At 64.8% G+C, this 14,797-nt stretch carries 19 protein-coding genes; 18 read left to right on the forward strand and 1 reads right to left on the reverse strand.

Annotation, left to right across the window (positions count from 1 at the left end; translation table 11 throughout):
* Positions 1 to 20: 20 nt before the first annotated feature.
* On the reverse strand, positions 21 to 1,028 hold the full coding sequence (hemB, locus tag ACGHC0_RS02080; protein WP_368353802.1) for a porphobilinogen synthase: 1,008 nt from the start codon (positions 1,026 to 1,028) through the stop codon (positions 21 to 23).
* Positions 1,029 to 1,100: 72 nt separating this feature from the next.
* On the opposite strand from hemB, the gene ACGHC0_RS02085 reads away from it, so the two are divergent.
* From ACGHC0_RS02085 to rplP, 18 genes are all read left to right on the forward strand, one after another.
* Positions 1,101 to 1,529 carry a CopD family protein gene (locus ACGHC0_RS02085; RefSeq protein ID WP_415267318.1) on the forward strand — a complete coding sequence of 143 codons (429 nt, stop codon included), beginning with the start codon at positions 1,101 to 1,103 and terminating at the stop codon, positions 1,527 to 1,529.
* A 17-nt stretch (positions 1,530 to 1,546) separates the two neighbouring features.
* Positions 1,547 to 2,665 (forward strand): VanZ family protein, encoded by a 1,119-nt coding sequence (locus tag ACGHC0_RS02090; protein WP_368353804.1) that lies wholly within the window; start codon positions 1,547 to 1,549, stop codon positions 2,663 to 2,665.
* Between the two features lie 9 nt (positions 2,666 to 2,674).
* Positions 2,675 to 3,025, forward strand: a complete 351-nt coding sequence (locus tag ACGHC0_RS02095; protein ID WP_368353805.1) for a (2Fe-2S) ferredoxin domain-containing protein — start codon at positions 2,675 to 2,677, stop codon at positions 3,023 to 3,025.
* 94 nt (positions 3,026 to 3,119) lie between these two features.
* A complete protein-coding gene (locus tag ACGHC0_RS02100; RefSeq protein ID WP_415267319.1) occupies positions 3,120 to 3,761 on the forward strand; it encodes an alpha/beta hydrolase in 642 nt (213 codons plus the stop codon).
* Positions 3,762 to 3,855: 94 nt separating this feature from the next.
* Positions 3,856 to 5,025, forward strand: coding sequence for a D-alanyl-D-alanine carboxypeptidase family protein (locus ACGHC0_RS02105; RefSeq protein WP_415267320.1), 1,170 nt, complete (start codon positions 3,856 to 3,858; stop codon positions 5,023 to 5,025).
* Between the two features lie 155 nt (positions 5,026 to 5,180).
* Positions 5,181 to 5,558, forward strand: a complete 378-nt coding sequence (gene rpsL, locus ACGHC0_RS02110) for a 30S ribosomal protein S12 (RefSeq protein WP_026432380.1) — start codon at positions 5,181 to 5,183, stop codon at positions 5,556 to 5,558.
* A gap of 164 nt (positions 5,559 to 5,722) precedes the next feature.
* On the forward strand, positions 5,723 to 6,196 hold the full coding sequence (rpsG, locus tag ACGHC0_RS02115) for a 30S ribosomal protein S7 (RefSeq protein ID WP_011793519.1): 474 nt from the start codon (positions 5,723 to 5,725) through the stop codon (positions 6,194 to 6,196).
* Positions 6,197 to 6,278: 82 nt separating this feature from the next.
* Positions 6,279 to 8,381, forward strand: a complete 2,103-nt coding sequence (gene fusA, locus ACGHC0_RS02120) for an elongation factor G (protein WP_368353808.1) — start codon at positions 6,279 to 6,281, stop codon at positions 8,379 to 8,381.
* Between the two features lie 254 nt (positions 8,382 to 8,635).
* Complete coding sequence (tuf, locus tag ACGHC0_RS02125) at positions 8,636 to 9,826, forward strand: elongation factor Tu (RefSeq protein ID WP_011793521.1); 1,191 nt, start codon at positions 8,636 to 8,638, stop codon at positions 9,824 to 9,826.
* A gap of 23 nt (positions 9,827 to 9,849) precedes the next feature.
* Positions 9,850 to 10,161 (forward strand): 30S ribosomal protein S10, encoded by a 312-nt coding sequence (gene rpsJ / locus ACGHC0_RS02130; RefSeq protein ID WP_003059431.1) that lies wholly within the window; start codon positions 9,850 to 9,852, stop codon positions 10,159 to 10,161.
* A gap of 258 nt (positions 10,162 to 10,419) precedes the next feature.
* A complete protein-coding gene (gene rplC, locus ACGHC0_RS02135; protein WP_011793522.1) occupies positions 10,420 to 11,094 on the forward strand; it encodes a 50S ribosomal protein L3 in 675 nt (224 codons plus the stop codon).
* Entirely contained in the window at positions 11,094 to 11,714 is a 621-nt protein-coding gene (gene rplD, locus ACGHC0_RS02140; protein ID WP_013592910.1) for a 50S ribosomal protein L4, read from the forward strand. The genes rplC and rplD overlap by 1 nt, the downstream gene beginning before the upstream one ends.
* Positions 11,711 to 12,025: a 50S ribosomal protein L23 gene (gene rplW, locus ACGHC0_RS02145; protein WP_368353809.1), complete on the forward strand. Its 315-nt coding sequence runs from the start codon at positions 11,711 to 11,713 to the stop codon at positions 12,023 to 12,025. Before rplD ends, rplW begins: the two co-directional genes overlap by 4 nt.
* Positions 12,026 to 12,850, forward strand: coding sequence for a 50S ribosomal protein L2 (rplB, locus tag ACGHC0_RS02150; RefSeq protein WP_368353810.1), 825 nt, complete (start codon positions 12,026 to 12,028; stop codon positions 12,848 to 12,850). It begins immediately after the preceding gene.
* Between the two features lie 10 nt (positions 12,851 to 12,860).
* Positions 12,861 to 13,136: a 30S ribosomal protein S19 gene (gene rpsS, locus ACGHC0_RS02155; RefSeq protein WP_011809046.1), complete on the forward strand. Its 276-nt coding sequence runs from the start codon at positions 12,861 to 12,863 to the stop codon at positions 13,134 to 13,136.
* Between the two features lie 9 nt (positions 13,137 to 13,145).
* Positions 13,146 to 13,478 carry a 50S ribosomal protein L22 gene (rplV, locus tag ACGHC0_RS02160; RefSeq protein WP_005796970.1) on the forward strand — a complete coding sequence of 111 codons (333 nt, stop codon included), beginning with the start codon at positions 13,146 to 13,148 and terminating at the stop codon, positions 13,476 to 13,478.
* Between the two features lie 15 nt (positions 13,479 to 13,493).
* Positions 13,494 to 14,375: a 30S ribosomal protein S3 gene (gene rpsC / locus ACGHC0_RS02165; RefSeq protein ID WP_013592912.1), complete on the forward strand. Its 882-nt coding sequence runs from the start codon at positions 13,494 to 13,496 to the stop codon at positions 14,373 to 14,375.
* 2 nt (positions 14,376 to 14,377) lie between these two features.
* A complete protein-coding gene (rplP, locus tag ACGHC0_RS02170; RefSeq protein WP_011793529.1) occupies positions 14,378 to 14,794 on the forward strand; it encodes a 50S ribosomal protein L16 in 417 nt (138 codons plus the stop codon).
* The last annotated feature ends 3 nt before the right edge of the window (positions 14,795 to 14,797 follow it).

Here is a 14,797-nt window from a genome sequence, read left to right on the forward strand (position 1 = left end):
AATGGGGTGCCATGGCGCTCCTATCGGGAAAGCAGGCGCGCGGCGTCGCGGGCGAAATACGTCAGGATGCCGTCCGCCCCGGCGCGCTTGAACGCGAGCAGGGATTCCATCATCACGGCATCGTGGTCGAGCCAGCCGTTGGCCGCGGCGGCCTTCAGCATGGCGTATTCGCCGCTCACCTGGTAGGCGAAGGTCGGCACGCGGAACTCGTCCTTCACGCGGCGCACCACGTCCAGGTACGGCATGCCGGGCTTGACCATGACCATGTCCGCGCCCTCGGCGATGTCCAGGGCCACCTCGCGCAGCGCCTCGTCGGTGTTGCCCGGGTCCATCTGGTAGACGTTCTTGTCGGCCTTGCCGAGCGCCCCGCGCGTGCCCACGGCATCGCGGAACGGGCCATAGAAGGCGCTCGCGTACTTGGCACTGTAGGCCATGATGCGGGTGTGGATGTGGCCCTGGGCCTCCAGCGCCTCGCGGATGGCGCCGATGCGGCCGTCCATCATGTCGCTGGGCGCCACGATGTCCACCCCCGCCTCGGCATGCGTGAGCACCTGTCCGACGAGGATTTCCACCGTCTCGTCGTTCAAGATGTAGCCGGTCTCGTCCAGCACGCCATCCTGTCCATGGCTGGTGTAGGGGTCGAGCGCCACGTCGGTGAGCACGCCCAGGTCGGGGAATTCCTTCTTGAGCGCCCGCACCACCCGGGGGATCAGCCCCTCGGGGTTGAGCGCTTCCTTGCCATCCGGCGCTTTCAGCGATGGCTCGATGGACGGGAACAGCGCCAGCACCGGGATGCCCAGGCGCACGCAGTCTTCCGCCACGGGCAGCAGCAGGTCCAGGCTCAGCCGGTCCACGCCGGGCATCGACGCAATGGCCTGCCGGTGGTTCGTGCCTTCGTGCACGAACACCGGGTAGATGAAGTCGTGCGCGGACAGCCGGTGCTCGCGCACCAGGTTGCGGGTGAATGCGTCGCGCCGCAGCCGGCGAGGGCGGTGCTGGGGAAAGGGCGGGGGGCTGGAGAGATGCATCCCGAAATTGTGCTCCCGTTTCGGGAGGGCGTGCCACCCGGCGGGCGCCCGGCGGCACGTACACTGCGGCCCATGCTCTGGGTCAAAGCCTTCCATATCGTCTTCGTGGCCAGCTGGTTCGCGGGCCTGTTCTACCTGCCCCGCATCTTCGTGAACCTCGCCATGGTGCCGCCGGAGTCCACCGCCGAGCGCGAGCGCCTGCTGCTCATGGCGCGCAAGCTGCTGCGTTTCACCACCCTGCTGGCGGTGCCCGCGCTGGCCCTGGGCCTGTGGCTCTACCTGGGCTACGGCATCGGCCGCGGACCCGGCAATGGCTGGATGCATGCCAAGCTCACCGTGGTGGTGCTGGCCGTGGGCTACCACCATGCCTGCGGCGTGCTGCTGCGCAAGTTCGCCGCCGGGCGCAACAGCCACGGGCACCGCTGGTACCGCTGGTTCAACGAGGTGCCGGTGCTCCTGCTGGTCGCCGCGGTGGTGCTGGTCGTCGTCAAACCGTTCTGAAACGGGCGCGCGCCGCCGTGCACAAGACATCCGCCTGGCCGCTCGCGCTGACCTACATCGCGCTCATCGTCTTCGCGAGCCTGTTTCCCTTCGAGGGCTGGCGCGAGCAGGGCATCTCGCCGCTGGTCTTCCTCACGGCCCGGGTGCCACCGCCGTACTGGACCTGGTTCGACGTCAACATCAATGTCGCGGGCTATGCGCCGCTGGGCTTCCTGCTGGCCCTGGCGCTGCTGCGCACGGGCTGGCCCCGGGCGGCCGTGGCGGTGGCCGTGCTGTCCGGCGGCATGCTGTCCATGCTCATGGAGTTGCTGCAGATCTACCTGCCGCGGCGGGTGCCGTCCAACATGGACCTGTTGCTCAACACGGCCGGCACCCTGCTGGGGGCGCTCGTGGCCGCATTGCTGGAGCGGCTGGGGGCCATCGCCCGCTGGAGCCGGTTCCGCGCGCGGTGGTTCGTGCCGGACGCAAGCGGCGCCCTGGTGCTCATCGCGCTCTGGCCGGCCGCACTGCTGTTCCCTGCGGCCGTGCCGTTCGGACTCGGCCAGATGTGGGAGCGCCTGGAGGCCGCACTGGCTGAAACGCTGGCCGACACCCCCTTCCTCGAATGGCTGCCCGTGCGCGACACTCCGCTGGAGCCCCTGATGCCCGGGGCGGAACTGCTCGCGGTGCTGCTCGGGTTGCTCGTTCCCTGCCTGCTGGGCTATTGCGTGATCCGCAACGTCGGGCGCCGCGTGGCCTATGCCTGCGGCATGGTCGCCGCCGGTGTGGCGGTAACCGCGCTTTCCGCCGCGCTCAGCTATGGCCCGGCCCACGCCTGGGAGTGGCTGGGCCTGCCCACGCGCGTAGGCATCGTCGCGGGCCTGGTGGCGGCGCTGCTGCTCGTGACTTTGCCGCGCCGCGCCGCCGGGGTGCTGTTGCTGCTCGTGCTGGTCTGGCACCTGAACCTGCTCAACCAGGCGCCGACCAGCGCCTACTTCGCGGAAACGCTCCTGGCCTGGGAGCAGGGGCGCTTCATCCGCTTCTATGGCCTGGGCCAGTGGCTCGGCTGGCTCTGGCCCTATGCAACGCTGGTGTACGTGGTGCTGCAGGTCGCCAGCCGCCCGGCGCCGGAGGTGCGCGCGGCCCCCGCCTCCTAGAATCCGGGGATGACCGAAGACACTTCCCCGTCCCGCGGCTACTACGCCCGCCACATTTTCTTCTGCCTCAACGACCGCACCAACGGCGAGGACAGCTGTGCCCACCACGGCGCGAAGGAGGCGTTCGACCACTGCAAGGCGCGCGTCAAGGCCGAAAAGCTCGCCGGTCCCGGCCAGGTGCGCGTGAACAAGGCAGGCTGCCTGGACCGCTGCGCGGGCGGGCCCGTCGCGGTCGTCTATCCCGAGGGCACCTGGTACACCTACGTGGACACCAGCGATATCGACGAGATCGTCGAGTCCCACCTCAAGAACGGGCAGGTGGTCGAGCGCCTGCTCACCCCGCCGGAACTCGGACGCTGATCCGGGCTCAGACCCCGGCCTTCCCGCATTTCGGACCGCGGGCTGCCCTTTTTTTTTGGAGGGCGGCACGGGGCCATTTCCATACTGCAGACAAGTGAACGCCCAGACTGAACGCCTGACTTTCTCCGGCACGGCCGGCGCCATCGAGGCGCTGCGCGACCCGGCTGCCGCGGCCGCGGGTGGTGCCCCGCATGGCGTGGCCGTGATCGCCCACCCCCATCCGCTCTTCGGCGGCACCATGGACAACAAGGTCGTGCAGACCCTCGCCCGGGCCTTCGTCGCCTGTGGGTGGACGGCCGTGCGCTTCAATTTCCGGGGCGTCGGCGGCAGCGCCGGCACCCACGATGAAGGGCGCGGAGAACTGGACGACCTGCTCGCGGTCATCGACCAGGCGGCGCCCGGCGGAGCACTCGCACTGGCGGGGTTCTCCTTCGGCGCTTTCGTCACCAGCCATGCCCTGGAGCGGCTCTGGGGCGCGCGCGACATCGAGCGTGCCGTGCTCGTGGGGACGGCCGCCAGCCGTTTCACCGTCGCGCCGGTGCCGGCCGAGGCCCATGGTCGCACGCTGGTCGTACACGGCGAGCAGGACGACACCGTGCCCCTCGCCGCCGTAATGGACTGGGCGCGCCCGCAGACACTCCCTGTGACAGTCGTGCCCGGCGGCGGGCATTTCTTTCACGGACAATTGCCGCTGCTCAAGAGCCTGGTCATGCGGCACCTGACTTCCCAGGCCTGAGGCGCAGGCCGCCGGCTGCCTGCCCGCCTCCGCTTTTCCTTCTTTTTTCTCTCCCGCTTCCTTTCTTCCCGGACCGTTTCGAATGCATGCCTCCATGAAGTCCTTCCTGCCCCTGCTGCGCTCTTTCGCCATGGCCGCCGCGCTCGCGCCTGCCGCGCTCTGGGCGCAGGTGCAGGCTCCCCAGCCGCCCGAGATCGCCGCGCGCAACTACCTGCTGCTGGACGTGACATCCGGGCAGGTGTTGGCCGCCAAGGACATCGATGCCCCCGTGGAGCAGGCGTCGCTGACCAAGCTCATGACCGCCTACCTGGTGTTCGATGCGCTGCGTTCCAAGAAGATCACCCTGGAGCAGACGCTGCCGGTGAGCGTGCTGGCGTGGAAGATGCCCGGCTCGCGCATGTTCATCGACCCCAAGATGCAGGTGCCGGTGGATGACCTGCTGAAGGGCATGATCATTCAGTCGGGCAACGATGCCTCCATGGCCCTGGCCGAGGGGGTGGGCGGCTCGGCCGAGAATTTCGTCAAGCTCATGAATGACCAGGCCAAGGCCCTGGGCATGAAGAACACGGCCTACAAGAACCCCGAAGGCCTCACGGAGCCCGGCCACACGACCACGGCGCGCGACCTGAGCATTCTCGCGACGCGGCTCATGAAGGACTTCCCGGAGTACATGCACTATTACTCCACCAAGCACTATGCCTATCCGGGCACCCCGCCTTCCAACGGCACCAACCGCAATTCGCTGCTGTTCCGCGACCCGACGGTGGACGGCCTCAAGACCGGGCACACGGCGGCGGCCGGCTATTGCCTCGTGGCCACGTCCAGGCGTGATTTCCCCAACGTCGGCCAGCGCCGCCTGCTGTCCATCGTGCTGGGCACCGCGAGCGAGAACGCGCGCGCCAACGAGAGCCAGAAGCTCCTGAACTGGGGCTACACCGCCTACGACGCCGTCAAGCTGTTCGATGGTGGCCAGCCGGCCGCCACCCCGGCGCTCTGGAAGGGCACGCAGAACACCGTCAAGATCGGACGCCCCGACCCCATCGTCGTCACGGTGCCGTCGGGCTCGGCCGGCAAGATCTCCACTCAGATCGTCCGCCAGGACCCGCTGGTCGCTCCGCTGACCAAGGGGCAGTCCATCGGCACGCTCAAGGTCTCGCTGGGCGACCAGCAGATCGCCGAGGTGCCCCTGGTGGCACTCGAGACCGTCGAGCAGGCGGGCATCTTCGGGCGTGCCTGGGATGCCATCCGGCTCTGGATCAAGTGATGCGCGCTGCGCGTGGCGGGAGGCTGGCGGCGCCGGTCCTTGCCTCGCCCCGGGCAAACTGATACATTAGAAGGCTTTTCGGAATTTCCGAAGGGAATCACGTCTTCGCTCGATCCGAATCCGCCGGGCGAAGTTTTCACGTTTAGGGACGATTCATGCCAACCATCAACCAGCTCATTCGTCAGGGGCGCGAGGTCGAAACGACCAAGTCCAAGAGCCCCGCGATGCAAAACTCTCCCCAGCGCCGTGGCGTGTGCACCCGTGTGTACACCACGACGCCCAAGAAGCCGAACTCCGCTCTGCGGAAGGTCGCCAAGGTGCGCCTGACCAACGGCTTCGAAGTCATCTCCTACATCGGCGGCGAAGGCCACAACCTGCAGGAACACAGCGTGGTGCTGGTTCGCGGCGGCCGTGTGAAGGATCTGCCCGGTGTGCGTTACCACATCGTGCGCGGCTCGCTTGACCTGCAAGGTGTCAAGGACCGCAAGCAGGCCCGTTCCAAGTACGGTGCCAAGAAGCCCAAGGCCAAGTAAGCCCTGCGTTTCGAAGAATTTTCGGTGCTGTTCCCGCGTGGCGCGGCGAAGCAGCGTAGTGGCCCCGAACGCAGGTGTTCTGCGTGGGTCGAGTAAGTGGGAGTCCTGAATGGCTCTCGCGGTGCCTGGAAGGGCGCCAACTGAAGCAAAGATAGAGGTCAGAAATGCCACGTCGTCGCGAAGTCCCCAAACGTGAAATCCTGCCGGACCCGAAGTTCGGCAATGTCGAGCTGTCCAAATTCATGAACGTGATCATGGAAGGCGGCAAGAAGGCAGTTGCAGAGCGCATCATCTATGGTGCCCTGGAACTCATCCAGAAGAAGCACCCCGACAAGGATCCCCTGGAAGCGTTCACCGTTGCCATCAACAACGTGAAGCCCATGGTGGAAGTGAAGTCCCGCCGTGTTGGTGGTGCCAACTACCAGGTGCCGGTCGAAGTGCGTCCCGTGCGCCGCCTGGCCCTGTCGATGCGCTGGCTCAAGGAAGCCGCACGCAAGCGCGGCGAGAAGTCCATGGCCCAGCGCCTGGCCAACGAGCTGCTGGAAGCCACGGAAGGCCGTGGCGGCGCGATGAAGCGCCGTGACGAAGTGCACCGCATGGCGGAAGCCAACAAGGCGTTCAGCCACTTCCGCTTCTAAGCCCATCCCTTCATCTCGAAGGCCTGGAGCCCGATCCGCCCCACCGGCGGGCGGGCTCTTTGGCTGTTAACGAAAGACCATCATGGCACGCAAGACTCCCATCGAGCGCTACCGCAACATCGGTATCTCGGCCCACATCGACGCTGGCAAGACCACGACGACTGAACGTATCCTGTTCTACACGGGTGTGAACCACAAGATCGGCGAAGTGCACGACGGCGCTGCGACCATGGACTGGATGGAGCAGGAGCAGGAGCGCGGCATCACGATCACGTCCGCCGCCACGACCTGCTTCTGGAAGGGCATGGACATGTCCTATCCCGAGCACCGCTTCAACATCATCGACACCCCCGGCCACGTGGACTTCACCATCGAGGTGGAGCGTTCCATGCGCGTGCTCGACGGTGCCTGCATGGTCTATTGCGCCGTGGGTGGCGTGCAGCCGCAGTCGGAAACGGTGTGGCGCCAGGCCAACAAGTACAAGGTGCCCCGCCTCGCGTTCGTCAACAAGATGGACCGTACCGGCGCCAACTTCTTCAAGGTCTATGACCAGATGCGCCTGCGCCTGAAGGCGAACCCCGTGCCCGTGGTGATCCCGATCGGCGCCGAGGAAAACTTCACCGGCGTGGTCGATCTGCTCAAGATGAAGGCCATCATCTGGGACGAAGCGTCCCAGGGCATGAAGTTCAACTACGAAGACATCCCGGCCGACCTGGCGGAGTCCGCCAAGGAGTGGCGCGAGAAGATGGTCGAGGCCGCTGCCGAAGCGTCCGAAGAGCTGATGAACAAGTACCTGGAAGAGGGTGACCTCTCCGAGGAAGAGATCAAGCTCGGCCTGCGCACGCGCACGATCGCCACCGAGATCCAGCCCATGCTGTGCGGCACGGCGTTCAAGAACAAGGGTGTGCAGCGCATGCTGGACGCCGTGATCGACTACCTGCCTTCGCCCGTGGACATTCCTCCCGTGGCCGGCACGGACGAGGACGAAGCCGAAACCACCCGCAAGGCGGATGACGGCGAGAAGTTCTCGGCCCTGGCATTCAAGCTGATGACCGACCCGTTCGTGGGCCAGCTGACCTTCGTGCGCGTGTATTCGGGTGTGCTCTCCAAGGGCGACAGCGTCTACAACCCCGTCAAGGGCAAGAAGGAACGTATCGGCCGTATCGTGCAGATGCACGCGAACGAACGCCTGGAAGTGGAAGAAATCCGCGCCGGCGACATCGCTGCCTGCGTGGGCCTGAAGGACGTGACCACGGGTGAAACCCTGTGCGATCCCGAAGCCATCGTGACGCTGGAGCGCATGGTGTTCCCCGAGCCCGTGATCGCGCAGGCCGTGGAACCCAAGACCAAGACCGACCAGGAAAAGATGGGCATCGCGCTGCAGCGCCTGGCCGCCGAAGATCCGTCCTTCCGCGTGAAGACCGACGAGGAATCCGGCCAGACCATCATCTCGGGCATGGGCGAGCTCCACCTCGAAATCATCGTGGACCGCATGAAGCGCGAGTTCGGCGTGGAAGCCAACGTGGGCAAGCCGCAGGTGGCCTACCGCGAAACCATTCGCAAGACGGTGGAAGAGGCCGAAGGCAAGTTCGTGCGCCAGTCCGGCGGCAAGGGCCAGTACGGCCACGTCGTGCTCAAGATCGAGCCGAACGAAGCCGGCAAGGGCATCGAGTTCGTCGACGCCATCAAGGGCGGTGTGGTTCCCCGTGAATTCATCCCGGCCGTGGAAAAGGGCATCAACGAAGCCGTGACCCAGGGCGTGCTGGCCGGTTATCCGGTGGTGGACGTGAAGGTCACGCTGCACTTCGGTTCGTACCACGACGTGGACTCGAACGAACTGGCGTTCAAGATGGCTGCCATCTTCGGCTTCAAGGAAGGTTGCAAGAAGGCCGGTCCGGTCATTCTGGAACCCATGATGGCCGTGGAAGTGGAGACGCCCGAAGACTACGCCGGTACCGTGATGGGCGACCTCTCGTCCCGCCGCGGCATGGTGCAGGGCATGGATGACATGGTCGGCGGCGGCAAGGCCATCAAGGCCGAAGTGCCCCTGTCGGAAATGTTCGGCTACTCGACCGCGCTGCGCTCCGCGACGCAAGGCCGTGCCACGTACACGATGGAGTTCAAGCACTACAGCGAAGCTCCGCGCAACGTGTCCGAGGCCATCATGGCCGCCCGCGCGAAGTAAAGTCCCACCCCTGTGTCGCCTGCGGCGCCTCCCCCTCAAGGGGGCGCACGCAGCGGTCCGGCAAAGCCGGTCCCGCGCGTGCTGCTGGCATGGCCTGCTCCGCGGCCTTTCGAACAGGAAGGTCGGGGTGGCACTAGGGAATCAATTTCTGTCTGCGATCGCATGCCCTTCGTTGCCCGTGGCGAAGGATTCGGCAATGCGGTGCAGACGTAAAACCAACACACGGGCATTGCTCTTTATTCTGGAGTTGAGAAATGGCAAAAGGTAAGTTCGAACGTACCAAGCCCCACGTGAACGTGGGCACGATCGGCCACGTGGACCATGGCAAGACGACGCTGACGGCAGCGATCGCCACGGTGCTGTCCGCCAAGTTCGGCGGCGAAGCCAAGAAGTACGACGAAATCGACGCAGCGCCCGAAGAAAAGGCCCGCGGCATCACCATCAACACCGCACACGTGGAATACGAGACGGCCAACCGCCACTACGCCCACGTGGACTGCCCCGGCCACGCCGACTACGTCAAGAACATGATCACCGGTGCCGCCCAGATGGACGGCGCCATCCTGGTGTGCTCGGCCGCCGACGGCCCGATGCCCCAGACGCGCGAGCACATCCTGCTGGCCCGCCAGGTGGGCGTGCCCTACATCATCGTGTTCCTGAACAAGTGCGACATGGTGGATGACGAAGAGCTGCTCGAGCTCGTCGAAATGGAAGTGCGCGAACTCCTCGACAAGTACGACTTCCCCGGCGACGACACCCCCATCGTGCGCGGCTCGGCCAAGCTGGCCCTCGAAGGCGACAAGGGCCCGCTGGGCGAGCAAGCCATCGACAAGCTGGCCGAAGCCCTGGACACCTACATCCCGACGCCCGAGCGCGCCGTGGACGGTGCCTTCCTGATGCCCGTGGAAGACGTGTTCTCCATCTCCGGTCGCGGTACCGTGGTGACGGGTCGTGTCGAGCGCGGCATCATCAAGGTCGGCGAAGAAATCGAAATCGTGGGCATCCGCGACACGCAGAAGACCACCTGCACGGGCGTGGAAATGTTCCGCAAGCTGCTGGACCAGGGCCAGGCCGGCGACAACGTCGGTCTGCTGCTGCGCGGCACGAAGCGCGAAGACGTCGAGCGCGGCCAGGTGCTGTGCAAGCCCGGCTCCATCAAGCCGCACACCCACTTCACGGCTGAGGTGTACGTGCTGTCGAAGGACGAAGGCGGCCGCCACACGCCCTTCTTCAACAACTACCGTCCGCAGTTCTACTTCCGCACGACCGACGTGACCGGCGCCATCGAGCTGCCGGCCGACAAGGAAATGGTCATGCCCGGCGACAACGTGTCGATCACCGTCAAGCTGATCAACCCCATCGCCATGGAAGAAGGCCTGCGCTTCGCCATCCGCGAAGGCGGCCGTACGGTCGGCGCCGGCGTCGTGGCCAAGATCATTGCTTAAATTCGAGCAATAAGGAATCTGCCATGTCCAAGCAAAAGATCCGCATCCGCCTGAAGGCTTTCGATTACAAGCTGATCGACCAGTCCGCCGCCGAGATCGTCGATACCGCCAAGCGCACCGGCGCCATCGTCAAGGGCCCCGTGCCCCTGCCGACGCGCATGAAGCGTTTCGACATCCTGCGTTCGCCGCACGTCAACAAGACGTCGCGCGACCAGTTCGAAATCCGCACGCACCAGCGCCTGATGGATATCGTCGATCCCACCGACAAGACGGTTGACGCTCTGATGAAGCTCGACCTGCCGGCTGGCGTGGACGTCGAGATCAAGCTGCAGTAATCCCCCCACTGTGGCCATTCGTGCGGCATGCTCCGGCTGGAGCGTGCCGTGCTTCCAACGCGGACTTGCCTGCAAAGGCAGTCCGCGTTATACTTTGAGGCTTCGCATTTTTGCGTCCTCGAATTGAGGGCGCAGGGCTGCGGAGTTTTATCAACCTTCTTTCGCGCACATTGGTGCCAAGCCGTCGAGGCCTGCGCCCGTCGTGCAAACGTCCTGGCCAATTGAAGTCGGGGCGGCGGAAGCTTTGGAGAACAACCAATGAGTCTGAGCAACTCCCTCGGGTTGCTGGGCCGCAAGGTGGGCATGATGCGTCTGTTCACCGATGACGGGGACGCAGTGCCCGTCACGGTGGTGGATGTGTCCAACAACCGCGTGACCCAGGTCAAAACCCAAGAGAACGATGGCTACGTGGCCCTGCAGGTCACGTTCGGTTCGCGCAAGGCATCTCGCGTGACCAAGCCCGAAGCCGGCCACCTTGCCAAGGCAGGTGTGGAAGCCGGTGAAATCATCCGTGAATTCCGCGTGACCGCAGAAACCGCTGGCAAGTACGCCACCGGCGCTGCAGTGCCCGTGGCGGACGTGTTCTCCGTGGGCCAGAAGGTCGATGTGCAAGGCACCTCGATCGGTAAGGGCTACGCGGGCACGATCAAGCGCCACAACATGGCCTCGCAACGCGCATCGCACGGTAACAGCCGCTCGCACAACGTGCCCGGCTCGATCGGCATGGCGCAGGATCCCGGCCGCGTGTTCCCCGGCAAGCGCATGACGGGCCACCTCGGCGACGCCACCACCACCACGCAGAACCTCGACGTCATCCGCGTCGACGAGGCACGCCAGCTTCTCCTGATCAAGGGCGCCATTCCGGGCTCCAAGGGTGGCTTCGTGACCGTGCGTCCCGCCGTCAAGGCCAAAGCTTCCCAAGGAGCGAACTAATGCAGCTCGAACTCCTGAATGACCAAGGCCAGGCCGCGTCCAAGATCGACGTGCCCGAAACCGTGTTCGATCGCCAGTACAACGAAGACCTGATCCATCAGATCGTCGTGGCCTACCGCGCCAACGCCCGCCAGGGTACCCGCGCGCAGAAGGACCGCGAACAGGTTCGCCACTCGACCAAGAAGCCCTTCAAGCAAAAGGGCACCGGCAACGCACGTGCCGGTATGACCTCCTCGCCGCTGTGGCGTGGGGGCGGTCGCATCTTCCCGAACCTGCCTGAAGAAAACTTCACGCAGAAGATCAACAAGAAGATGTACCGCGCCGGCATGGCGTCCATCCTGTCGCAGCTGGCCCGCGAAGGCCGTCTGGCCGTGGTGGACTCGCTGAAGGTGGAAACGCCCAAGACCAAGGTGCTGGCCGACAAGTTCAAGGCCATGAACCTGCAATCGGTGATGGTGATCGCCGATGAAGTGGACGAAAACCTGTACCTCGCTTCCCGCAACCTGAAGAACGTGTTCGTCGTCGAACCGCGTTATGCAGATCCGGTGTCGCTGGTGCATTACAAGAAAGTGCTCGTCACCAAGGGCGCTATCGACAAACTCAAGGAGATGTTCGCATGAGCACGCCCAAGTTTGACGAAGGCCGTCTGATGCAGGTTCTGGTCGCTCCCATCGTGTCCGAAAAGGCCACCATGGTTGCCGAGAAGTCCAATGCTGTGACGTTCAAGGTGCTGCAGAACGCAACCAAGCCCGAAATCAAGGCCGCCGTGGAATTGATGTTCAAGGTCGAGGTCAAGGGCGTTTCTGTGGTGAACACCAAAGGCAAGACCAAGCGCTTTGGCAAGACCATCGGCCGCCGCGACAACGTGCGCAAGGCCTATGTGACGCTGAAGGAAGGTCAAGAGCTGAACCTGTCCGGGGAGGCCGCTTAAATGGCAGTCATCAAGATGAAACCCACCTCGCCCGGCCAACGTGCCGTGGTGAAGGTGACGCGTGACCACCTGTACAAGGGCGAGGCTTTCGCTGCGCTGCTGGAACCCCAGCACCAGAAGTCCGGCCGCAACAACAACGGTCACATCACCACCCGCCACAAGGGCGGTGGCCACAAGCACCACTACCGTGTGGTGGACTTCAAGCGCAACAAGGACGGGATCCCGGCCAAGGTCGAGCGCATCGAGTACGACCCGAACCGTACGGCCCACATCGCTCTGGTGTGCTACGCCGACGGCGAGCGCCGTTACATCATCGCTCCCCGCAATCTGGAAGTCGGCGCCACCATCGTGAGCGGCTCCGAAGCCCCGATCCGCGTGGGCAACACGCTGCCGATCCGCAACATCCCCGTGGGTTCGACGATCCACTGCATCGAGCTCAAGCCCGGTGCAGGTGCCCAGATCGCCCGTTCCGCCGGCACGTCCGCCACGCTGCTGGCCCGCGAAAGCGCCTACGCCCAGGTGCGCATGCGCTCCGGCGAAGTGCGCAAGATCCACATCGAGTGCCGCGCCACCATCGGTGAAGTCGCCAACGAAGAACACAGCCTGCGCCAACTGGGCAAGGCCGGTGTGAAGCGCTGGATGGGTATTCGCCCGACCGTCCGCGGTGTGGCCATGAACCCGGTGGATCACCCTCACGGTGGTGGCGAAGGCCGCACCGGCGAAGGCCGCCATGCTGTCGATCCTTGGGGCAATCTGACCAAGGGTTATCGCACCCGCAACAACAAGCGCACACAGGTCATGATCGTGTCGCGCCGCAAGAAGTAAGGGATAACAAATGACTCGCTCTCTCAAAAAGGGTCCGTTTGTTGACCACCACTTGCTGGCCAAGGTCGAGAAGGCCGTCGCCACCAAGGACAAGAAACCAGTCAAGACCTGGTCGCGTCGCTCCATGGTTCTGCCCGAGTTCATCGGCCTGACCATCGCCGTGCACAACGGCAAGCAACACGTGCCGGTCTATGTCACCGACCAGATGGTGGGCCACAAGCTGGGCGAATTCGCCCTGACGCGCACCTTCAAGGGTCACCCCGCTGACAAAAAAGTCAAGAAGTAAGGAACGACCATGTCTGAAACACGTGCAGTCCTTCGGGGCGTCCGTCTGTCGGTCGACAAGGGCCGTCTGGTCGCTGATCTGATCCGCGGCAAGAAGGTTGACCAGGCCCTGAACATCCTGACGTTCACGCAGAAAAAAGCTGCCGGCATCGTCAAGAAGGTTCTGGAGTCCGCCATCGCCAACGCCGAGCACAACGACGGCGCCGACATCGACGAACTGAAGGTCAAGACCATCTACGTCGAACAAGGCACGACGCTCAAGCGCTTCACGGCCCGCGCCAAAGGCCGCGGCAACCGCATCAGCAAGCCCACCTGCCACGTTTACGTGACGGTCGGCAACTGAGGCCAAAGGAAGAATATGGGACAGAAAATCCATCCTACCGGCTTCCGCCTGGCCGTGAGCCGCAACTGGGCCAGCCGCTGGTACGCGAGCAACCGTGACTTCGCCGGCATGCTGGCCGAAGACATCAAGGTGCGCGAATACCTGAAGGCCAAGCTGAAGAACGCCGCCGTGTCGCGCATCCTGATCGAGCGTCCTGCCAAGAACGCCCGCATCACGATCTATTCGGCACGCCCCGGCGTGGTGATCGGCAAGAAGGGTGAGGACATCGAGAACCTGAAGAAGGAACTCGCCTCCCGCCTGGGCGTGCCGGTCGCAGTGAACATCGAGGAAGTGCGCAAGCCCGAAATCGATGCCAAGCTGATCGCCGACTCGATCACCCAGCAGCTCGAAAAGCGCATCATGTTCCGCCGCGCCATGAAGCGCGCGATGCAGAACGCGATGCGCCTGGGCGCCCAGGGCATCAAGATCATGTCCGCCGGCCGCCTGAACGGCATCGAAATCGCCCGTACCGAGTGGTACCGCGAAGGCCGTGTGCCGCTGCACACCCTGCGCGCCGACATCGACTACGGCACCTCCGAAGCCAAGACCACCTACGGTGTGATCGGCGTGAAGGTGTGGGTCTACAAGGGCGACACGCTGGGCCGCAACGACCTGCCGGTGGCCGAGACGCCCCGTCCGGAAGAAGAGCGCCGCCCCCGCGGTCCCCGTCGCGATGGCCGCCCTGGTGGCGACCGTGCCGGTGCAGGCCGTGGTCCCCGTCGTCCCATGGGTGGCAATGCCGCTCCGGCCGACGGCAGCGACAAGCCCGCTGGTGCCGGTGGCACCGACGCAACCGCCGTTAAGCGCGTTCGCAAGGTTGACGCGCCCGCTACAGCAGCGGACGGCAAAGGAGAATAACGATGCTGCAACCCGCTCGTCGCAAATACCGCAAAGAGCAGAAGGGCCGTAACACCGGCGTCGCTACCCGGGGCAACTCGGTGGCGTTCGGTGACTTCGGCCTGAAGTGCACGGACCGTGGCCGCCTGACGGCCCGCCAGATCGAGGCCGCACGCCGTGCGATCTCCCGTCACGTGAAGCGTGGCGGCCGCATCTGGATCCGTGTGTTCCCCGACAAGCCGATTTCCACCAAGCCCGCAGAAGTGCGGATGGGTAACGGCAAGGGCAACCCCGAGTACTACGTGGCCGAGATCCAGCCCGGCAAGATCGTCTTCGAAATCGTCGGCGTTCCTGAAGAGCTGGCACGCGAAGCGTTCCGCCTGGCTGCCGCCAAGCTGCCGTTGCGCACCACGTTCGTGAGCCGCCAGATCGGCGCCTGATCA

The organism is Acidovorax sacchari (assembly GCF_042847045.1).
In the GTDB taxonomy this organism is placed as follows: domain Bacteria; phylum Pseudomonadota; class Gammaproteobacteria; order Burkholderiales; family Burkholderiaceae_C; genus Paracidovorax; species Paracidovorax sacchari.